Annotated in this window: 17 protein-coding genes and 2 pseudogenes; 15 read left to right on the forward strand and 4 right to left on the reverse strand. The window is 45.8% G+C overall.

The annotated features are described in order from the left end of the window. Positions 1-129: 129 nt before the first annotated feature. Positions 130-1,638, reverse strand: coding sequence for a ferredoxin--nitrite reductase (locus H6G45_RS09075; RefSeq protein ID WP_190598131.1), 1,509 nt, complete (start codon positions 1,636-1,638; stop codon positions 130-132). A gap of 232 nt (positions 1,639-1,870) precedes the next feature. Here H6G45_RS09075 and H6G45_RS09080 point away from each other — a divergent pair, with 232 nt between their 5' ends. From H6G45_RS09080 to H6G45_RS09125, 10 genes are read left to right on the forward strand one after another with little or no spacing between them, the layout of a single operon-like run. Continuing rightward, the gene (locus tag H6G45_RS09080; RefSeq protein WP_190598132.1) at positions 1,871-3,685 is read left to right on the forward strand and encodes a class I SAM-dependent DNA methyltransferase; all 1,815 of its coding nucleotides are present in this window, start codon (positions 1,871-1,873) and stop codon (positions 3,683-3,685) included. A gap of 28 nt (positions 3,686-3,713) precedes the next feature. Then, the gene (locus H6G45_RS09085; RefSeq protein ID WP_190598133.1) at positions 3,714-4,049 is read left to right on the forward strand and encodes a XisI protein; all 336 of its coding nucleotides are present in this window, start codon (positions 3,714-3,716) and stop codon (positions 4,047-4,049) included. A gap of 3 nt (positions 4,050-4,052) precedes the next feature. Further along, positions 4,053-4,373, forward strand: coding sequence for a nucleotidyltransferase family protein (locus H6G45_RS09090; RefSeq protein WP_190598134.1), 321 nt, complete (start codon positions 4,053-4,055; stop codon positions 4,371-4,373). Further along, positions 4,363-4,713: a DUF86 domain-containing protein gene (locus H6G45_RS09095; RefSeq protein WP_190598135.1), complete on the forward strand. Its 351-nt coding sequence runs from the start codon at positions 4,363-4,365 to the stop codon at positions 4,711-4,713. Before H6G45_RS09090 ends, H6G45_RS09095 begins: the two co-directional genes overlap by 11 nt. Positions 4,714-4,726: 13 nt before the next feature. Beyond that, complete coding sequence (locus tag H6G45_RS09100) at positions 4,727-4,957, forward strand: hypothetical protein (protein ID WP_190598136.1); 231 nt, start codon at positions 4,727-4,729, stop codon at positions 4,955-4,957. Then, a complete protein-coding gene (locus H6G45_RS19960; RefSeq protein WP_190598137.1) occupies positions 4,954-6,270 on the forward strand; it encodes a restriction endonuclease subunit S in 1,317 nt (438 codons plus the stop codon). The genes H6G45_RS09100 and H6G45_RS19960 overlap by 4 nt, the downstream gene beginning before the upstream one ends. A 9-nt stretch (positions 6,271-6,279) precedes the next feature. Then, a complete protein-coding gene (locus H6G45_RS09110; protein ID WP_190598138.1) occupies positions 6,280-6,600 on the forward strand; it encodes a nucleotidyltransferase family protein in 321 nt (106 codons plus the stop codon). Then, the gene (locus tag H6G45_RS09115; protein WP_242018115.1) at positions 6,593-6,946 is read left to right on the forward strand and encodes a nucleotidyltransferase family protein; all 354 of its coding nucleotides are present in this window, start codon (positions 6,593-6,595) and stop codon (positions 6,944-6,946) included. Before H6G45_RS09110 ends, H6G45_RS09115 begins: the two co-directional genes overlap by 8 nt. Continuing rightward, positions 6,939-7,298: a DUF86 domain-containing protein gene (locus tag H6G45_RS09120; protein ID WP_190598139.1), complete on the forward strand. Its 360-nt coding sequence runs from the start codon at positions 6,939-6,941 to the stop codon at positions 7,296-7,298. Before H6G45_RS09115 ends, H6G45_RS09120 begins: the two co-directional genes overlap by 8 nt. A 5-nt stretch (positions 7,299-7,303) precedes the next feature. Next, on the forward strand, positions 7,304-10,315 hold the full coding sequence (locus H6G45_RS09125) for a type I restriction endonuclease (protein WP_190598140.1): 3,012 nt from the start codon (positions 7,304-7,306) through the stop codon (positions 10,313-10,315). A 125-nt stretch (positions 10,316-10,440) separates the two neighbouring features. Here H6G45_RS09125 and H6G45_RS09130 read toward each other — a convergent pair whose 3' ends face one another. Beyond that, the gene (locus H6G45_RS09130) at positions 10,441-13,698 is read right to left on the reverse strand and encodes a glycoside hydrolase family 9 protein (protein WP_190598141.1); all 3,258 of its coding nucleotides are present in this window, start codon (positions 13,696-13,698) and stop codon (positions 10,441-10,443) included. Between the two features lie 883 nt (positions 13,699-14,581). Here H6G45_RS09130 and H6G45_RS09135 point away from each other — a divergent pair. Together H6G45_RS09135 and H6G45_RS09140 are read left to right on the forward strand one after the other, a co-directional pair. Continuing rightward, positions 14,582-15,421, forward strand: coding sequence for a tetratricopeptide repeat protein (locus H6G45_RS09135; protein ID WP_190598142.1), 840 nt, complete (start codon positions 14,582-14,584; stop codon positions 15,419-15,421). 87 nt (positions 15,422-15,508) lie between these two features. After that, positions 15,509-16,849, forward strand: a complete 1,341-nt coding sequence (locus tag H6G45_RS09140; RefSeq protein ID WP_190598143.1) for a TldD/PmbA family protein — start codon at positions 15,509-15,511, stop codon at positions 16,847-16,849. Positions 16,850-16,914: 65 nt separating this feature from the next. On the opposite strand, the pseudogene H6G45_RS09145 reads toward H6G45_RS09140, so the two are convergent. Next, positions 16,915-17,094 (reverse strand): annotated as a pseudogene (locus H6G45_RS09145) (hypothetical protein); the annotation flags it as partial. Between the two features lie 121 nt (positions 17,095-17,215). Between H6G45_RS09145 and H6G45_RS09150 the strand changes: the two are divergent. Together H6G45_RS09150 and H6G45_RS09155 are read left to right on the forward strand one after the other, a co-directional pair. After that, complete coding sequence (locus tag H6G45_RS09150; RefSeq protein ID WP_190598144.1) at positions 17,216-17,788, forward strand: Uma2 family endonuclease; 573 nt, start codon at positions 17,216-17,218, stop codon at positions 17,786-17,788. A gap of 182 nt (positions 17,789-17,970) precedes the next feature. Beyond that, the gene (locus tag H6G45_RS09155) at positions 17,971-18,480 is read left to right on the forward strand and encodes a DUF3592 domain-containing protein (protein WP_190598145.1); all 510 of its coding nucleotides are present in this window, start codon (positions 17,971-17,973) and stop codon (positions 18,478-18,480) included. A gap of 216 nt (positions 18,481-18,696) precedes the next feature. Here H6G45_RS09155 and H6G45_RS09160 read toward each other — a convergent pair. Then, positions 18,697-19,182, reverse strand: a pseudogene (locus H6G45_RS09160) (vitamin B12 dependent-methionine synthase activation domain-containing protein); the annotation flags it as partial. Between the two features lie 127 nt (positions 19,183-19,309). Here H6G45_RS09160 and H6G45_RS09165 point away from each other — a divergent pair. Continuing rightward, a complete protein-coding gene (locus H6G45_RS09165; RefSeq protein ID WP_190598146.1) occupies positions 19,310-19,882 on the forward strand; it encodes a Uma2 family endonuclease in 573 nt (190 codons plus the stop codon). Positions 19,883-20,092 lie beyond the last annotated feature (210 nt).

Below are 20,092 nucleotides of genomic sequence, written 5' to 3' on the forward strand. Positions count from 1 at the left end.
CAAGGACCATGGCCACCCAGGAAAATCTACCGCCATGGGGTTCTGACGGGAAAAGCCCAGAGAGTACTACTGCCGATAAATCTGGAGATGTTATCGATGGCCGAGTTAACCAGAACTTGGGTGCTAAAATCAACGCCGCACTGCACCAAATTGTTCAATTAAAATTTTGGCCAGCAAAGGTTGGAGTTCATCACAGGGAATGCTCTTATGGACACAGGTTCCCAAATGGGCATCTTTACCCACTTTCCCCCCTAGGTAAACGTCTGCCCCGTCCACTGTTTTGCCATCTTTGCGCACCTTTGTACCCATCAAGCCGATGTCTGCCACCTGGGGTTGGCCACAGGAGTTGGGGCATCCAGTCCAATGGATCCGCACTGGGCTCGGCACAGTAAGTTCTTTTTCCAACGCCTCCACCATGGCCAAGGCTCGATTTTTCGTTTCGATCAGAGCGAATTTACAAAACTGCGCCCCCGTACAGGACACCACCGATCTTTTTAGGTTGTCAGGATTAACCTTAAATTTATCCAGTAAAGGTTCCGCTAAAAGTGCTTCAAGTTTTTCGTCGGGGACATTGACCAAAATTAGATTCTGTTCCACCGTCAGCCGCACTTCCCCACTGCCGTAGCTTTCCGCCAAACGGGAGAATTCAAAAAAGTCATTGGCATAGAGACGGCCCACCGGCACATGGAGTCCCACATAGTTTAACCCCATCTGTTTCTGGGGATGCACTCCCAAATGATCCCGCTTATCCCAGTCCAACTCATCCTTGGGAGCCGCTGTTAACAAGGGAAAAGACAACTTAGCGGCCACTTCTTCCCGAAATTTAGCTACCCCCCATTCATCAATTAGCCACATGAGGCGGGACTTTTGGCGGTTAGCCCGCAAACCATGATCCCGATAAACTTCCAAAATAGCTCGGCACAGATCCACCACCTGTTGATCCGGTTGTACCCAAGCATCCAGGGGAATGGCCGCCTCACAACGACGGGAGGAGAAAAAGCCCCCTACCACCACGTTGAATCCTAAAATTCCTTCCCGATAGGCCGGCACAAAGGCCACATCGTTAATTTCTGCGTGGACAGAATTATCCCGACTTCCTTCAATGGCAATGTTAAATTTCCTGGGCAAGTTAGTAAATTCGGGATTACCCTGACCGCCATTGGTGATCATGTCCTGTACCCGTTGCACCAGGTCTCTGGTATCAATCAATTCATCCTTTTCCAACCCTGCCACCGGGGAGCCAGTAATGTTACGCACATTATCCATCCCGGACTGGACAGAGGTCAGGCCACAGCTTTCCAGCTTGCTAAAAATATCGGGAATATCTTCAATTTTGATGCCCCGAATCTGCAAATTTTGCCTGGTGGTGATGTCCCCATTGCCCCGATCGCCGTAGCGGTCAATAATGTCGCCAATGACATGCAACTGCTGACTGGTGAGCAAGCCGTGGGGAATGCGAAAACGGAGCATGAACTCCCCGGGGGTAACAGGGCGAAAAAAAATGCCCAACCACTTCAAGCGTAGATCCCGGTCCTCTTCGGGGATGTTTTCCCAACCAATCTGGGCAAAATGCTCCAACTCAGCCCGGACAGCCAAACCATCTTTGGTTGCCTTAACGGTCTCAAATTTATTAGCCACAACGCTTCAAGCCAGATAACAGTAGAAATCACTATAGGGTTCCCATTTCGTTAAATTTTGTAACGTAAATTACACTCAGCCTACCTATATGCGGTTTGTGCATTTAGCCTATGCATTAACTTTTGTTGGAATATCGAGCCGATAATTTGGTATTCCAGCCCATGGAATGGACGATAATTGGGGATGTCAATGTAGTATCGAAAGACTTACCCCAGGTTTTTGTTGGTAATTCATGGTTCAATTTCAACCCAGTGATAAAGGCGAACTGATTTGGTCGGTGGCGGATCTCCTGCGGGGAGACTATAAGCAGTCCGATTATGGCAAAGTTATTCTGCCGATGACGGTCCTACGGCGGTTGGATTGTGTGTTGCAACCCACCAAGGAAAAGGTATTGGGCTATTTACCGAAGGTAGAGAAGCTATCGGATAGTGCTAAGGATGTCACCCTAAATAAAATTGCGGGGCAAAATTTCCATAATCGCAGTCAGTTTGATTTTGCCAAGCTCATTGCTGACCCGAATAATATTGCGGCCAATCTCCGGAATTACATTAATGGTTACTCTGCCTCGGCACGGGAGATTATTGAGTATTTCAATTTTGAGGCTCAGATTGATCGCATGGATGACCCCAAAGCGGACATTCTGTTTCAGGTGGTAAAACGCTTTGCGGAAATTGACCTTAGTGCCATGACCTCCATGGATATGGGGTATGTGTTTGAGTACCTGATTCGGAAGTTTGCGGAACTTTCTAATGAGACGGCGGGAGAGCATTTCACCCCACGGGAAGTCATCAAGTTGATGGTGAATGTTCTCTTTGACGGCGATCGCCAAGCTTTGACCCAGAAAGGCATCATCAAAACGCTCTATGATCCTGCCTGTGGCACTGGGGGAATGTTATTGATCGCCGAACAGCACCTAAACGACTTTAACCCCGATGCCAAGTTGGAGGTGTTTGGGCAGGAGATTAACCCAGAGTCCTACGCCATCTGTAAATCGGATATGTTGATCAAGGGTCAGAACCCCAGCAATATCAAGTTTGGTAATACGTTCACGGTGGATGGTCTGCGGGAAGAGCGGTTTGATTATCTGCTCTCGAATCCGCCGTTTGGGGTGGACTGGAAAAAAGCCGAAAAAGTGATCAAAACGGAAGCGGAAAAGTCGGGGTTTGCGGGACGGTTTGGGGCCGGTTTACCCCGAATTAATGATGGATCGCTGTTATTTCTTCAGCACATGATCTCGAAGATGAAGCCGGAAGCGGATGGGGGAAGTCGCATCGGCATTGTGTTCAATGGTTCCCCACTGTTCACGGGGCAGGCGGGTGGTGGCGAGAGTAATATCCGTCAGTGGATTATTGAAAATGATTGGTTGGAGGCGATTATTGCCTTGCCGGATCAGCTTTTTTATAACACTGGGATTTCCACCTATATCTGGATTCTCAGTAATGATAAAAGTCCGGAGCGACGAGGTAAAGTGCAGTTGATTAATGCCACGGGCAGTAAAGATGAGGAGTTAATCGCTGAGGGTGATCGCGCTTTTAATCGTTTCTGGGAAAAGATGTCCCGTTCTTTGGGCAACAAACGCAAGCAGATTCCTGAGAATGGCGAAACGAAGGGCATCGGGTTTATCACCAAGCTCTATGGGGAGTTTCAGGAAAGTGAATTTGTCAAAATTTTTCCCAATGAGTTTTTTGGTTATTGGCGGGTGACAGTGGAGCAACCGGAGCGGGATGATAATGGCAAGGTGAAAAAGTCGAAGGGTAAACCCAAGGCGGATACATCGTTACGGGATTATGAGAATATTCCTTTCCTACGGGAGGATGACCAGGGACGATTAGTACCGCAAACCATCGAGGAATATTTTGAGCGGGAAGTTAAACCCCATGTCCCTGATGCTTGGATTGATGAGGGCAAGACCAAGACCGGTTATGAGATTAATTTCACCAAATATTTTTATGAGTTCAAACCGTTGCGGAGTTTGGCGGAAATTCGGGCGGATATTTTGAACCTGGAGCAGAGTAGTTTGGAGCTAGAGAAGGGGGTATTGAGTTAGGCTATGGCTATAGTGAGAGGTTAAGTTAATGGATAAATTAGTTTTATATCGGCAATCTATTCAACAGCTTTTATCTGGCTATGTGGGAGATGAAAAACAGAATACTTATTATGAATGCCAATTAATTTTTGATGAAAAGAACGATCATTATTTGTGGCTTGATCTGGGCTGGAATGGCTCTCAACGGATTTATTTTACGATTATTCATTTTGATATTAAGGACGGCAAAATCTGGCTTCAGCACAATGCGACGGATCTTAATCCTGCGGAGGATCTGGTGGCGATGGGGGTAGAGCGACAGAATATTGTTTTGGGGTTACAGGCTCCCCACAAGCGTCCTTATACTGATTATGGGGTGGCTTAATTTATGGATATAACTAAAAGATCTAAGATGCTTGATTTTCAATATATTCAAGAAGCCTTAAGGGCAAATCTTGGACAATTTGAACGGAGCTATGCTGTAAAGTCTCTGGGGGTTTTTGGCTCATTTGTTCGAGGAGAAGCAACACAAATTAGTGATCTGGATCTGTTGGTGGAGTTCGAGGGAAAGCCAACGTTTCGGCATTATATGGATCTGAAGTTTTTTCTTGAGGATTTGTTTGATCGGAGGGTTGATTTGGTTATTAAGGAAGATATCAAACCGGAAATCAGGGAGCGTATTTTAAGGGAAACTGTTTATGTCTCGTGAACTTCGTTTATATTTGGCTGATATTATTCGCAGTATTGATAAAATTAATGTTTATCTAGGAAATATGGGTTATGATGATTTTTCTGGGGATGAAAAAACGATTGATGCGGTGGTGCATAATTTACAGATAATCGGTGAAGCAACTAAACAAATTCCTGAATCATTACGACAACAATATCCCGATATTCCTTGGCGACAGGTGGCGGGTTTGAGGGATGTTATTGCCCATACTTATTTTATGATTAATTCTGCAATCATTTGGGATATTGTTAAGATTGAGTTAGAACCGCTACGGGAGCTAATTACTTTGATATTAGGTAATGAGACTTTAGAATTTTAGGGGTGGCTTAGTTATGGAAGTTATTCGCTCAATTGACATGGTTCAAGATGGTCAGGTTGTATTAAATCTACCGTCGGAATGGTCAGGACAACAGGTGGAGGTCATTGTTTTAACAAAGCAAAAGCCTTCTTCAAAGAGAAAGATTATGAGAGGGGCATTACGGCAATATGCAAAGCCAGAATTAATTCCTTTGGAGTCTGATGTTTGGGAACGAGCTAATTTCGTTTTAGGGGGTGGACAGTGATAGAACGGCACGAAAAGTATAAGAATAGTGGCATTGCTTGGCTCGGTGAGATTCCCGAACATTGGGAAGTCATTAAATTAAAGTATATAGGTGAATCAATAATTGGCATGACGTATAGTCCTGATGATGTTGTACCAAATCAAGGAACGCTAGTTTTAAGATCTTCAAATATTCAAGATGGAAAGTTAAGTCTTAATGACTGTGTATATATTCAAAAAGATATTCCTGATAAATTAAGAGTTAAAAAGGGAGATATATTAATTTGTTCAAGGAATGGAAGCAGGGCATTAATTGGCAAAAATATTACAATTGATGAAGCTACTGAAGGTCAAACTTTTGGAGCTTTCATGACTGTTTTTAGAACTGAGTTGTCAGAGTTTGTTTCAAAATATTTTAATTCTCAAGTTTTTAATGGTCAGTCAGGCTTATTTCTTACAGCAACAATAAATCAGTTAACAATTAATACAATTAATAACTTTTTCATTGCCTTACCACATCCCGAAGAGCAAGGGGCGATCGCCGCATTTCTCGACCGCAAAACCGCAGAGATTGACGAACTGATCGCGCAAAAGGAAAGACTGATCGAACTGTACGAGGAAGAGAAAACCGCCATTATCAATGAGGCTGTCACCAAAGGCATTAACCCCGATGTCAAATTAAAGCCCAGTGGTATTGATTGGCTCGGCGATATTCCCGAACATTGGCAGATTGTTCCAATGACAAAATATTTAGATAGTATCGTTGATTATCGAGGTAGAACACCCAAAAAAATTGATACCGGATTATTCCTAGTTACTGCAAAAAATATTAAAGGCGGAATTATTGATTATTCTTTATCTGAAGAATACGTTGATAGATTAGATGCTCAATCTTTGTTAGATAGGGGTACTCCAGAAATTGGAGATGTTTTATTTACAACTGAAGCACCATTAGGAGAAGTAGCAAATATTGATAGAGAAGATATTGCTTTAGCTCAAAGAGTTATTAAATTCAGAGGCAAAGAGAAAGTGCTTGACAATTACTTTTTAAAGTATTGGTTGATGTGTAATTCATTTCAACAAGACCTATACACTTATGCTACTGGTTCAACAGCCTTGGGTATTAAAGCTAGTAAATTACCCAAATTATTACTTTTACTTCCACCCCTCGAAGAACAAAGGGCGATCGCCGCTTATATTGAAAAAGAATGCGCTCGAATTGATGCCAAGATAGCTAAAACCAAACGCATTATCGAACTCCAGAAAGAATACCGCACCGCCCTGATTAGCGAAGCCGTCACAGGCAAAATCAAAGTCCCTGAATTAGTTGCCTAAAATACAACGATGGATAAACAACAGACAATTGTTTCACCCCCACCAACTTCAGAAAATGTTCTCCAAACTCTGAGAGAATATCCAAACCTCTTTGAAAAATTTCATATCAAAACCCTCGCCCTTTTTGGTTCAATCGCCAATGACTGTGCCACAGCAGAAAGTGACTTAGATTTCCTTGTCGAATTTAGCACTGAAACAACCCTCAGCCTTTACATGGATCTTAAATTTTTTCTAGAAGAGATTTTTAATAAACCCGTAGATTTAGTTACCAAAAAATCCCTAAAAGAAATTATTCGCGAACAAGTATTAAGCGAGGCAAAATATGTCTAGAAGCCTCAAACTTTACCTTGATGATATTTTGATTGATATTCACAAAATTACTGCTATGACCAAACAACAAATCCTTGAACTTCTCACCCAAAGCAAAGCCTTACTTCAGGAGCAGTACGGTGTAGCACAGTTAGCCCTTTTTGGATCAACCGCTAGAGATACAGCCACAGAAAAAAGCGATATCGATATTTTGATTAGCTTTGAAGGAAAAGCCACCGCAAAAAGATACTTTGGCGTATTGTTTTACCTCGAAGATCTCCTCAATCGTCCCGTTGACCTTGTGACAGAAAATGCTCTGCGTCCCGAACTAAAACCCTACATTGACGCAGAAAAAATCTATGTCTAGTAACACCCCAGAAAGGGCATGGCGATTTTACATTGATGACATGATTCATTTTGCTGAGAAAGTCCAACGCTATACCCAGAGCCTAGACCAAGACAGCTTTATTCAAAGTGAACCCTACTACGACGCAACCCTCAGAAACATAGAACTGATTGGTGAAGCTGCAAACCATATTCCCCAAGAAATTCATAAACAATATCCCAAAATCCCTTGGCGACAAATTATCGCAACCCGAAACCGCATTATTCATGACTATCTCGGCATAGACGACGACATTATCTGGAGCATTATCACCGACGAAATCCCCGTGCTACTCCTAGAACTTCAAAACCTAAAACAATCCTACTCAGATTAAATCCCATGAGTCTCACCTCAGAAGCCACCTTTGAAAGTGCCATCATTGAAAACCTGATTGAATTTGGTGGCTATCATCAAGGCAACGCGAAAGATTACAGTCCCGACACCGGATTTTCCCAAACAGAACTGATTCAATTTCTCCAGACGAGCCAACCCAAACAATGGGAAAAACTCACCAAAATCCATGGCGCAGATATCGATACCAAAATTATTCAACGCCTGAGCAAAGAAATGGAGTTGCGCGGTTCCCTCGATGTGATCCGCAATGGCATGACTGACTACGGCGTAAAGTTTAAACTCGCTTACTTCCAACCCGAATCCGGACTAAATCCCGACACCATCAAGCTTTATCAGCAAAACCGCCTCACCGTCACCCGCCAAGTTTATTTCAGCAGTAAAACCAAACAATCCATTGATTTAGTCCTTGCCCTAAATGGGATTCCTGTTGCGACCCTAGAACTCAAAAACCAATTCACCGGTCAAAATACCGCCAACGCCAAGAAACAATATAACGACACCCGTGACCCCAAAGAATTACTCTTTGCCTTCAAAAAACGGGCTTTGGTGCATTTTGCAGTGGATGACGAAGAAGTTTATATGACTACCAAAATCGACGGCGATCGCACCTATTGGCTACCCTTCAACAAAGGCTTTCAACATGGACAAGGCAACCCTACCAATGGCGAAAATTATCGCACCGCCTATCTCTGGGAAGACATTTTAAGCAAAGATAGTTGGTTGGAAATTATCGGAAAATTTGTCCATCTTCAAGTCGAAGAATATGAATTTGAAGGACGTACCTGTAAAAAAGAAAAATTGATTTTTCCCCGTTTTCACCAACTCGATGTCGTCCGCAGATTAACCGACCATGCTAGAGGCAATGGCGCAGGACAAAATTACCTAATTCAACATTCCGCCGGTTCTGGTAAAAGTAACTCGATCGCCTGGCTTGCCTACCGTTTATCTGGACTGCATGACGAGGAAGACGAGCGTATTTTTAACAGTGTTATTGTCATTACCGATCGCCTAGTCCTCGATAGTCAACTCCAGGAAACGATTTACCAGTTTGAACATAAATCCGGCGTTGTCCAAAAAATTGATCAAGACTCCACCCAACTCGCAGAGGCGATCGCCAACAGTGCCAATATCATCATTACCACCCTGCAAAAATTCCCCTATGTCATCGATAAAGTAGGCGAATTACCCAACCGCCACTATGCCGTCATCATTGACGAAGCCCACAGTTCCCAAGGGGGAGAATCTGCCAAAAAACTGAAAGAAGTCCTTGCTGCCAAAACTCTTGAAGAAGCAGTTAACGAAGAACAAGCCTTTGACTACAGCAGAGAAGATGACATTAATGAAGCCGTAGAAAAATCTGCCGCCACCCGTGGTCAGCAAAACAACCTCTCATTTTTTGCCTTTACCGCTACCCCCAAAGCCAAAACCCTCGCCATTTTCGGACAGAAAAACAGGGAAGGAAAACCAGAACCCTTTCACCTATATTCCATGCGCCAAGCCATTGAGGAAGGGTTTATCCTCAATGTCCTCCAAAATTACATTACCTATCAGCGATTTTTCCGCCTCTCCAAAGCCATTGAAGATGACCCCGAACTCAATAGGAAAAAAGCAGCCAAGGCGATCGCCCGATTTGTGAGCCTACATCCCCATGACCTTTGCCAAAAAACCGAGATTATCATTGAGCATTTCCGCCAATCCGTCATCCACAAAATCGGTGGTAAAGCCAAAGCGATGGTGGTGACATCCTCTCGACTCCATGCCAAACGGTACTTTGACAGCTTTAAGCAATACATCAAAGAAAAAGGCTATGACAAGGAAATGAAGGTATTGGTTGCTTTCTCTGGCAAGGTGAAAGACTCCGAATTTCCTGATGAAAGATACCCTGACGGCGTGAGCGAACCCCAGTTAACCGGATTTGGCATTAAGGAACTGCCGCAGATTTTTGAGCAAGAGGAATACAAAATTCTGATCGTTGCCGATAAATACCAAACCGGCTTTGATGAACCCCTACTCCACACCATGTATGTAGATAAACGCTTGTCAGGAGTGAAAGCCGTCCAGACCTTATCACGCCTCAACCGGATCGCCCCCGGCAAAGAAGACACCTTTGTGCTGGATTTTGTCAATGATCGTGAAACCATCCTCGAATCCTTCCAACCCTACTATGAACTGACAACCCTTACCGAAGAACCTGATCCCAACCATCTCTATGACCTCAAGGGAAAACTAGACCAATACCAGATTTACTTAACCTCAGAAATCAATAGTTTCGCCAAGATTTACTTTGACCCCAAAACGAAGATCACCCCCAAAGTACAGGGACAACTCTACGCCATTTTGGAACCTGCCGGCGATCGCTATCAAGCCTTAGCAACAGAAGATCAACAGGACGAATTTAAGAAGAGCCTACGCACTTGGACAAAACTCTACGCATTTTTGGCCCAGATCATGCCCTTCCAAGACGCCGAACTAGAAAAATTCTTTGCCTATGGCAAATTACTTTTAACTAAACTCCCTAAACCCAGCCTCGGTGAAGCTGTCCGGTTAACCGATGAAATTGCCCTGGAATATTACCGTCTCGACAAAATCAAAACGGGGGCAATCGCCTTAGAATCCAATCGCGTCGGTGAGCTAACCGGAACCTACGATGCAGGCATGGCAAAATCGCAGGAAAAAAAAGCCCCACTGTCCATCATCATCGATAGGCTGAACGACCGCTTTGGCACAGAGTTTGAGGCAGCAGACCGACTATTTTTTGAGCAAATCGAAACTGAATTAGTCGGGGATGAAATGCTTAAAACCCAAGCCCAAGCCAATAAACTCGACACTTTTAAATTTGCTTTTGAAGAACGTTTTCTCGAAAAGCTCATTGAACGCATGGAACAAAATCAAGAAATTTTCGAGCGAGTCCTTGAAGACCCATCCTTTGGTGATTTGGTCAAAGAATTAATGATGAAAAATGTCTATACTCGCCTCAATCAAGATGAAGTTGCCTAGTTAATTGCATCGACGATCGCCGTAGGATCTACCAACGTTAAGACTTCCCATTCACTGATTGCCAGCAAAAATGGGGGAGTGCTGGGGAGTTGCGGTTCTCCCCTTGGCATTCTGAACTTGTTTTCCTACATCCCCTGGGGCACTGAAATACCTGGTAAAGCATTCAATTGAGCCGCCGTGAGAGGATTGCCACCAAACTGTTCTACGGACCAAGCCAAGGCTCCAGTCAGACCCGCATTGTAGTCGATCGCCACTTCATTGCTGATGTAATCATCCCGGGAATCGTTATAACTAAAATCATTGGCCGCAGTGGGGCCTCCCACCAAAGCACCGAATAAAACATGTTCATTGGGTAAACCGTTGCGGAAACCGTCCCAGCCGACCCCCGAGGCGGCCCGATGGTGGGGTTGTTGGGGGAAATCGTTGCCGTAACCCACCATATAGCTAGCATTACGGGGATTACTGCCCAAAATATAATCCACCGTATCCTGGGCCAACTGGGCATATTTACCGGTGGGATCAGTTAGACCATCCGAGTACACCGCTGCCAACATTGCCGTATTAGCTGCATACCGCAGAGAACCCCATTGACTGATGAATCGTAATCCACCGTCAGTGATTTGGACTCCATCGGTGCCATTGACCCAGGCATCTAACCAGCGGGTAACATCTTGTTTGATAGCTTGATTGCCGGTGTCTTGGGCTAGGATCACCGCCGTGGCATAGGAAGCATCGTCCCAATTGTGGGTCCAACCCCGGCTTAGACCGCCAATGTCGCTGTTGTAAATATTTAAGGCTTTTTGCAGATAAGCAGAACCATCTCCCCCCGCACTATTAACTGCCCGGGATAACCACGCTGCCCCATAGGCTAATTCGTCTTCGTAACCACTCCAGGAATTGTAATAGTTCCGCACTTCGGGAATGGAGTCGGAATATTTACCCCGGTACGTATCGGCAAATCGGTACAAAGATTGGGCATTAACTAACAATTCATCGGCATAGGCAACATCCCCCGCTTCTCGGAACAGAATGGAAGCTGCCGCTAGGGCCGCCGCCGATCCCGCCGCTACATCGGAACCAGGTTTATCGGGGGTGACTGCCATGGCTGGCCGAGCAATGGTTTGGCTTTCCGGAGCACTCCAGAGGGAATGATCTGCAGATACATTCCCCACTTGAGCGACAAAAAATACGGTTTCCCCATTGGCATTGGTGACGTGGGCTTTGAGCAAATAATCTGTTCCCCACCGTATGGTTGCGAGGAGATCATCCATTTGGCCGCTGGTTTGATAACCGTCGCTAAATTCAACGCCGCCCCAAGCCAAGGTGGTCAAAGTAGAAGCGAGGGGTAAACCAAATTTGCCGTGGTCCCCCGCATCGTGGTAGCCCCCAGTTAGGTCTAGGCTCAAACCCGCTTGCAAATTACCATTACTTTGTCCACCAAAATAAATGCCATCTCGCCCATCCCTCATGCCAGAATCTCCCCGCCAGTCAATCCGTTTCGTGGCTTCATCCAAGTCTCCTGAACGATTCGCTTCGTAAAACAGGAAGGATTTTTGTAAAGCTTCGCCGTAATTATGGTCCCCATTGGCGATCGCCGGCGGATCAACAGGATTGGGGTCAGGGTTAATCGGGTCAGTGGGGGGATTGGGATTAGTGGGAGTTCCCCCGGTATTACCCCCAGAACCGGCACCGGGCTGGCCGACAATACCACCACCGAGGAACAACAAATCAGCGTTTAAACTGCCATCATCACCGATCGCCGTGCCTTGGGTACCGTTAAAGCCAACTTTGACTGAACCGCCAGGGGCAATGGCCGCCGCCCATTCACTGCCGGTGACCACATAACGGGTAATGCCTCCGCCTAAATCCGTCCCCTGTACAGTGGCGCCCCAGGGACTACCGGAGATTTTATGCACCGTATCGAAGCTAAAGCTCCAACTATTAAGCCGTTTATTAGAGGTATTGGTTATGGTCAATTCCGCCGTAAAACCATTCCACCAACGATTGCCTGCCACCGTGACAGTAAAAGGACTACCCGGAGAAACGGGATCAGTGGGTGGAGGAGTAACTGGATCAGGGTCTGTTGCAGGAGGATTGGTAGTGCCTCCTCCCATGCCATCACCGGGGTCAGAACCATGGTCCATACCGCCGCCGTGGTCATGATCATGGTGACTGTGGTCATCGCCACTGCCATGGCCCCCAGCCCCACCGCTAAATTCTCCTCCGCCAATGGGGGTTAAGCCATTGCCCGGCCGACTCTGATGGCCGTCGGTAATTTGCCCTGCTGGGCCCTGGGGCGTAGCTAAACCAGTGCGACTGACAATGGTAACTTGATCGACAGTAATACCAAAAGCATCTTCCAACCGGTCTTCCACTACCTGGTCATGGTGAAATTCTAAATTGGCAGGAATCAGTTGACTGCGGGTAATCCCCACCAGCAATAGAGTCTGCCCCGTGGGTTGGGTGGCAATTAATAAACCCTCCGCCGTATCTGTAACTGTTAATCTTTCCCTGGTGCCGTAGTAGAGAAAGCTCAGCTTCATGGTGGCAGGGTCAAAATTTTCAATCCGTTCCTGCACCCCATACTCATGGGAACGAACATAAACTGTGTTGCTATTCCTAGCCCCCAAACCCAATTCCCAACTGAGGACTCCGCCAATGTCCTGGCGTAAATGCTCGTTTTGCACAATGCCAAAATTTGCTGCCGTCAGATCGGTAAAACTAACCCCCCGAATAATTTGGAACTCAGGCGTCCAAGCCCAGGGATTGATAATGGCCACTTCCCCAGTGCTGGTCTTACCAACGATCAGGTTGTGCACCGACACATCGCCAAAATCTAATCTATCTAGAGCCGGATTAAAACCAACAATATCGGCCGCCGCAGGATTAATCGCAAACACTCTGCCGGTGCCAGGATTCGGATTAGGGTCCACCACGGGATCGGTAGGTGTTACGGGATCGGGATCCACAACCGGATCAGGGATAGGATCTGGGTCGTGATGATGATGATCTCCCCCCATGCCCCCCGTATTGCCCCCAGCGTTAGTGAACAATAGGGCGGAGGTTAAAGAGCCGCTGTTACCGATCGCCGTGCCCTGAGTACCGTTAAAACCAATGGTGACAGAACCACCAGGGGGAATACTTGATGCCCAACCGGCCCCCGTGAGGGTGTAGCGGGTGATGCCATTGCCCAAATCTACGCTAGTGAACGTCGCCCCCCAGGGATTACCGGAAATTTTATGGACAGTGTCGAAGGTATAGGTCCAGTTAGTGAGGGGGGTGCTGGAGGTGTTGGTGATGGTGAAATCAGCGGTAAAACCGTTCCACCAGAGGGAGCCACCCACGGCTACGGTGAGGGGGGATAGGGTACTGGTACTGTTCATGGCGAGGAGCTTTAAAGGGGATGGGGATACTTTTTACAACTTAAGCAACAATCCCTGGAAACCTAAACCCTTCAGGTGGAGGGTTTTTAACTGGCTTTGGCTTAGTATTGACTCAATATTCCATCTACGCCTAAAGATAAATACACTAAATTTGACAGATTTTTTGGTCAGTAAACCTCATCTAAAACTATTTCTTCTTGTAAATTTTCTTGATTTTTCTCAAAATTAAATATGATGCGGCAATCATACTCAACACTGCAAGCCCAGGCACCAGATAATTTACCCTTTAGTTTGTGGTTTCTGAGGACAGGATTATAAGGATCTGCGGCTAACAGTCTTATATTTTGCTTCAATCTTTCTCTTCAGATCTGGATTTCTCTTAATAACCACTTTGAACACCCTTTTAAAAGAGGTAGTTAAAACTAACTTATCATCATTTAGTTCGTCAATAATCTCGTCAATACTTCCTCGAAATTGTTCTCCTTGCTGATAATCTCGACAAGCTTTTTGGATATTTTGAACAATTTCTTCTCTTCTTTATTCTGTTTGACGACGCCGAACAAGATCAATTAATTCATGTTGTTCATTGATAGAAAGACCGTCTATAATTTCTGGGATTTGATAGAATTGCATTGCTTGTGGCATTATTCATTTTCCTCTTTGGGATAATCAGATAATAAGTAAATTCCTTTAGATTCCTTGAGTTTGTTGTGACGGTATAATACTAACGGTCTACGCTAAAGGTTTTGTGCTACCAGATGCTTCGCTGAATAACTTTAGGTACAATAACCAGAGACTGGGCAAGGAAAATACACCTAAAATTCGCTCTCCTTCTGGGTTGAACACCATCATCACTCGACTTAACATACCAAAAAAATTTTCAATGATTCCCTTTGCAAAAAAAAGTTTGGCTTTGCTGACTCCCTATCTATGGGGAATTTTACTGGTCGGTTTACTAATTCTCTGCCCTGCCCCAGTCTGGGCCACAGAAAATGTCAGTCCTGTCACCGATGAGGAGTTACAGGTAGGGGATAGCCTCGCCGATCAAGCCTTTGCCGCCACGGAAATGGGGGATTTTGTCACAGCTGAAAAATATTGGACGGAATTGATTGAGAAGTTCCCCCAGAATCCCGCCGTGTGGAGTAATCGGGGCAATTCTCGGGTGAGCCAAAACAAATTGGACGAGGCGATCGCCGATTTCAACCGAGCTATTGAGTTGGCACCGGGGCAGGCGGATCCCTACCTCAACCGGGGTACTGCCTTGGAAGCGAAAGGGGAATTTAAAGCCGCCATTGCCGACTATAACAAGGTTTTAACCGTTAACCCCGAAGATGCCTTTGCCTACAATAATCGGGGTAATGCGGAAGGGGGTTTGGGCCATTGGACCATCGCCCTAGAGGATTTTCAGCGAGCCACGGCGATCGCCCCTAATTTTGCCTTTGCCCAGGCCAACACTGCCCTAGCCCTGTATGAATTGGGGCAAAAAGAAGAGGCCATTCAAACCATGCGCCGTTTAGTAAAAAAATATCCCATGTTTGCTGATATGCGGGCCGCCCTCACCGCCGTACTGTGGGTAGATGGACAACAGGGGGAAGCAGAAAGCAATTGGGTGGCCGCTGTGGGGGTAGATAGCCGTTACCAAAATCTAGACTGGGTCAAACAAGTCCGCCGTTGGCCTCCCAGCGTGATCAGTGCGTTGGATAAATTTTTGAGTCTTAGTTAAGGCATCCCCACCCACGGGGGAATTGATAGCTCCCGGCCCCGTCCATTCGTTAAATTGGAATTATTCAGTCCTAATAATCACAAGACTATGCTCGATATTCAGGCGATCGCCGACCATGCCCACCAAGGAGCTGCCGCCCTGGGAATTAAACAATACGATATTTACGGTTCCTCCGTGGATGATGCCGGAGTGGAAGTAGATTCCGGCGAACCCAAACAGGTAGAAGCTTCCAACCGGGCCAGCGTGATTGTACGGGTTTGGAATGACAAAGGTTTAGTGGGGGTCACTAGCACCACAGATTTGGATGCGGCTGGGATTAGTTTAGCCCTAGAAACCGCCGCCGAAGCCAGTGCTTTTGGCATCACCGATAATATTCCGGACTTCAGTCCCGAAGCCCAAGTACCCATTGGTGGCGCTGAAAATGACGTGGCGGAACCGGCTCCCATGGGGGATTTAATTGCCACACTGGTCAAAGCAGAACAGGACTTGCTGAGTAGCCATCCCGCCATTACTGGAGTGCCCTATAACGGTTTATCGGAACAGACCACGGAGCGGTTTTACCTCAACAGTGCTGGGGCTAAACGCTATGAATGCCGTTCCTATGCCTCCATTTATCTCTACAGTCGGGCAGAACAGGAAGGCAAAAAGCCCCGTAGTGCTGGAGAAATGAAGATCAGCCGGGATTTGGCCAGCCTGGACATTGATGATTGTTTGCAAACGGTGAAGGAGAAAACCCTCAGCCATCTTGATTACCGCCCCATCCCCACCGGCAAATATACTGTGGTTTTTTCCCCCCGGGCCTTTTTAAGTTTGCTCAGTGCTTTCTCTAATCTTTACAATGCTCAAAGCATCCTCGATAAACAGTCCTTAGCCACCAAGGAAACCCTCGGCACGGCGATCGCCAGTGAATTACTTTCAGTCAGCGATGATGCTCTGCACCCAGGCAACATTTCCGCCGAACGTTTTGACGGGGAAGGCACCCCCACCAGAAGGGTGAACATCATTCAGAACGGAGTTTTAACCGGCTTACTCCACAGTGCTGGTACGGCAAAGCGTTTTAATACCCAACCCACCGGCCACGCCAACATCGGGGCCAAAATCACCGTCGGAGCCCACTTTTACCATGTGTACAGCGAGAAAGCTCCAGAAAAAAGCTATAGCTTGGACGAAGCAGAAAATGTAGTTTATATAGACAAACTCCAAGCTCTCCACGCCGGTGTTAACTCCCTCCAGGGTTCTTTTTCCCTCCCCTTTGACGGCTGGCTAGTAAACAAGGGTGAAAAGCAAAGCATTGATGCGGCCACGGTGGCAGGGGACTTCTTAGAAGTTTTAAAAACTATTGTTTACCTAGAACCAGAAGCAGAAGTTACCCCAGGGGGAGTCTGTCCCCGGGTGTGGGTGGAAGGATTGGCCATTACCGGGGAGTAGATTAGGCACTGAAATATTTGGGGGTGGGATGATAAGCCATGATCGCCCTGGTCGGATCATTTTGGGTAGAGACAATCGGTGTAATTATCGCCAGTAAGTAGTTCTCTCCCATATTCCGCTGCCATTTCCCCCACCGTCACAGCTTACAAAGGAAAAATATCGGTAATCCCCAATTCTTTTAGCGCAAAAAAATCCCCAATACAAAGCCGTCGCCCTGACTTTTGCCAGGGAAATTCAAACTGTGATTTGTATGAGAATGTTCTTCCCATTGGTTACACGGGGAATATGCTTGATGGGACTGGCGATCGCCATAAAATCACTAAATCGTTAGAATGAAAGCCTAATTATTTCTGAAAACGGTAGCCCATGTTAGCGCTCCAACCCCGCTTTAAAAGCTTTGACGAGTATCTTGCGTACGAAGACGATACCGATCAACTCTATGAATTATTCAATGGGGAATTAATAGCTGTGCCGACGGAATCGGGTTTAAACTTTGAAATTGCCACATTTTTGCTACTGAAGTTGGCTGAAATCGTTGGCTATCGACGGGTGCGGGGACACGGTTTAGAATTAGAAGTTCATGGTGAGCCCAAAAATCGCTTTCCTGATTTAACGATTATTCGAGAAGAGCATATTGCCCAATTAGCTAAACGCAATACGATTCGGTTATCGATGTTACCGCCCTTATTGGTGGTGGAAGTGGTTAGTCCGGGGGAATTGCAACGGGAGCGGGACTATATTGCCAAGCGTCAACAATATCAAGCCTGTAGCATTCCTGAATATTGGATTGTTGATCCCCAAACGCAATCGGTTTTGGTTTTAGAATTGGTTTCGGATTGCTATCAGGAAGTTGGCAATTTTAAAGAGACAATGGCAATTCAGTCCCCAACTTTTCCCCAGTTAGCGTTAACCGTTAATGAAATTTTTAAGAATCTTTGAGATAACGGCGATCGCCGAGATATTTCCTACGGGGGGCGCTATTTTCCCCAGCCGTTTTTATAAAAAAGTGATAATAGGGTTTTTAACATCCCCAATGCTCCCTTATGCCCTCATTTTCCTAAGGTTGCGGATGATCTCAACAAACCCAATGAGGCGATCGCCTGTTATAAATAAACTTTGGTATGACAAAACAAACAATGCCACCGTGGCAATATGGGCTAGGAGTTGGTTTCGCCGGACTTTTAACAGTCGGTGGAGCGGCAATGATTATCTTCGGTGTCAATTTTGTACAGGAGGCCCTAGCTGCCAAAAAATGGCCAGTTGTAGCGGGCGAGATTAAATCTGTGCAAGTTATCAGAGAAGTTGATCGTAATGGCAGCACCAGGGTGGAAACTCATCATTTGACGATTACCTATGACTACCAAGTGGATGGCAATGCCTACACCGGCGATCGCTATTCCCTTGGTGACGGTTCGACCGCCAGTAAACGCTTTAATGAAAGAAGTAAGGCGATCGCCGAAAAAAATAAATATCCAATTGGCAGTGCCATTGATGTATTTTACAAACCAACAGAACCCAGTTTAGCTATCTTAAAACCGGGCGCTAATTTTGGAACTGCTGTTCCCATTATTTTGGGGTTTATTTTCTTATCAACTGGACTATCTCTGCTGATTTTAGTAATACGTAACTAAGAGCCTGTTTGGAAGGTTTTAGTTCGCCTCCTAAATCCCTTAACTAAAGCTCTGGCAATACTGGGAGTCCCCAAACTTGGGAGGTAAGGGGGCTGTTAAAACACCCTCTGAACCAGATAGCATAATCGTCAAACAAAGGGTTGCCTATAACAAATGTCGGAATCAAGGGAAACTCTTTGAAGTTGGTAAACTTCTGACATCTTGAGTGCCTTAAGTCTAAATACTAAAATATTTGGCAGTGGGGTGGTAGGCAATAATCGCCGTTGTCGATTGTTCTGGATAAACCTGTTCACTTTCATCCATAAACAGGCCAATTCGGTCGGTTTGGAGTAAATCTAACTGGGTGTATTGATCCTGCATATTGGGGCAAGCGGGATAACCAAAACTATAACGGGAGCCTTGGTAACGTTGTTGCAGAATATCGCGGATATTGTCGGGATCTAAATCACCAAATCTCAATTCCCGCCGTACTCGTTGGTGGGTCCACTCGGCTAAACCTTCCGCCATTTGCACTGCCATGCCATGGAAGTAGAAGTAATCGGTGTAATTATCTCCGGCAAATAGTTTCCTGGCATATTCCGTCGCTATTTGCCCCACCGTCGTCGCTTGCAAAGGAAAAACATCGGTAATCCCTGATTCTTTTGGCGCAAAAAAATCCCCAATACAAAGCCGTCGCCCTGACTTTTGCCGGGGAAATTCAAACTATGGTTTGTATGAGAATGTTCTGGCCATTGGTTGCGCGGGGAATATGCTTGATGGGACTGGCGATCGCCATAAAATCGCTAAATCGCTAGAATAAAAGCCTAATTATTCCTGAAAACGGTAGCCTATGTTAGCGCTCCAACCCCGCTTTAAAAGCTTTGACGAGTATCTTGCGTACGAAGACGATACCGATCAACTCTATGAATTATTCAATGGGGAATTAATAGCTGTGCCGACGGAATCGGGTTTGAATTTTGAAATTGCCACATTTTTGCTATTGAAGTTGGCTGAAATCGTTGGCTATCGACGGGTGCGGGGACACGGTTTAGAACTAGAAGTTCATGGTGAGCCCAAAAACCGCTTTCCTGATTTAACGATTATTCGAGAAGAGCATATTGCTCAATTAGCTAAACGCAATACGGTTCGGTTATCGATGTTACCGCCTTTATTGGTGGTGGAAGTTGTCAGTCCGGGGGAATTGCAACGGGAGCGGGACTACATTGCTAAGCGTCAACAATATCAAGCCTGTAGCATTCCTGAATATTGGATTGTTGATCCCCAAACGCAATCAGTTTTGGTTTTAGAATTGGCTTCGGGTTGCTATCAAGAAGTGGGTGATTTTAAAGAATCAATGGCAATTCAGTCCCCCACGTTTCCCCAGTTAGCGTTAACCGTTAATGAAATTTTTAAGGATCTTTGATATGAGGGCAACCAGCACTTTCTTTGATATTTTTGTCAAACCCGCAGGATTGGATTGAATAAATACATTCAAAAACTGATTCGTAAGAGGTCATTTCCTGATTGACTGACAAAAGAAGTGAAAAGCAGTCTAGGTGGGGATTGTAGAAAAGAGGGGAGGTCGCGTTCTAGGATTAGATACCACTCAAAACCTGGAACGCTATGCATAATC

The sequence above is a fragment of the Synechocystis sp. FACHB-383 genome (assembly GCF_014698605.1).
GTDB classification, from domain to species: domain Bacteria; phylum Cyanobacteriota; class Cyanobacteriia; order Cyanobacteriales; family Microcystaceae; genus Synechocystis; species Synechocystis salina.

Bases quoted from the DNA above. Each gene is read 5' to 3' on its own strand.
- H6G45_RS09080 (WP_190598132.1), top strand. From the start codon at position 1,871: ATGGTTCAATTTCAACCCAGTGATAAAGGCGAACTGATTTGGTCGGTG.
- H6G45_RS09085 (WP_190598133.1), top strand. From the start codon at position 3,714: ATGGATAAATTAGTTTTATATCGGCAATCTATTCAACAGCTTTTATCT.
- H6G45_RS09090 (WP_190598134.1), top strand. From the start codon at position 4,053: ATGGATATAACTAAAAGATCTAAGATGCTTGATTTTCAATATATTCAA.
- H6G45_RS09095 (WP_190598135.1), top strand. From the start codon at position 4,363: ATGTCTCGTGAACTTCGTTTATATTTGGCTGATATTATTCGCAGTATT.
- H6G45_RS09100 (WP_190598136.1), top strand. From the start codon at position 4,727: ATGGAAGTTATTCGCTCAATTGACATGGTTCAAGATGGTCAGGTTGTA.
- H6G45_RS09110 (WP_190598138.1), top strand. From the start codon at position 6,280: ATGGATAAACAACAGACAATTGTTTCACCCCCACCAACTTCAGAAAAT.
- H6G45_RS09115 (WP_242018115.1), top strand. From the start codon at position 6,593: ATGTCTAGAAGCCTCAAACTTTACCTTGATGATATTTTGATTGATATT.
- H6G45_RS09120 (WP_190598139.1), top strand. From the start codon at position 6,939: ATGTCTAGTAACACCCCAGAAAGGGCATGGCGATTTTACATTGATGAC.
- H6G45_RS09125 (WP_190598140.1), top strand. From the start codon at position 7,304: ATGAGTCTCACCTCAGAAGCCACCTTTGAAAGTGCCATCATTGAAAAC.
- H6G45_RS09130 (WP_190598141.1), bottom strand. From the start codon at position 13,698: ATGAACAGTACCAGTACCCTATCCCCCCTCACCGTAGCCGTGGGTGGC.
- H6G45_RS09135 (WP_190598142.1), top strand. From the start codon at position 14,582: ATGATTCCCTTTGCAAAAAAAAGTTTGGCTTTGCTGACTCCCTATCTA.
- H6G45_RS09140 (WP_190598143.1), top strand. From the start codon at position 15,509: ATGCTCGATATTCAGGCGATCGCCGACCATGCCCACCAAGGAGCTGCC.
- H6G45_RS09150 (WP_190598144.1), top strand. From the start codon at position 17,216: ATGTTAGCGCTCCAACCCCGCTTTAAAAGCTTTGACGAGTATCTTGCG.
- H6G45_RS09155 (WP_190598145.1), top strand. From the start codon at position 17,971: ATGACAAAACAAACAATGCCACCGTGGCAATATGGGCTAGGAGTTGGT.
- H6G45_RS09165 (WP_190598146.1), top strand. From the start codon at position 19,310: ATGTTAGCGCTCCAACCCCGCTTTAAAAGCTTTGACGAGTATCTTGCG.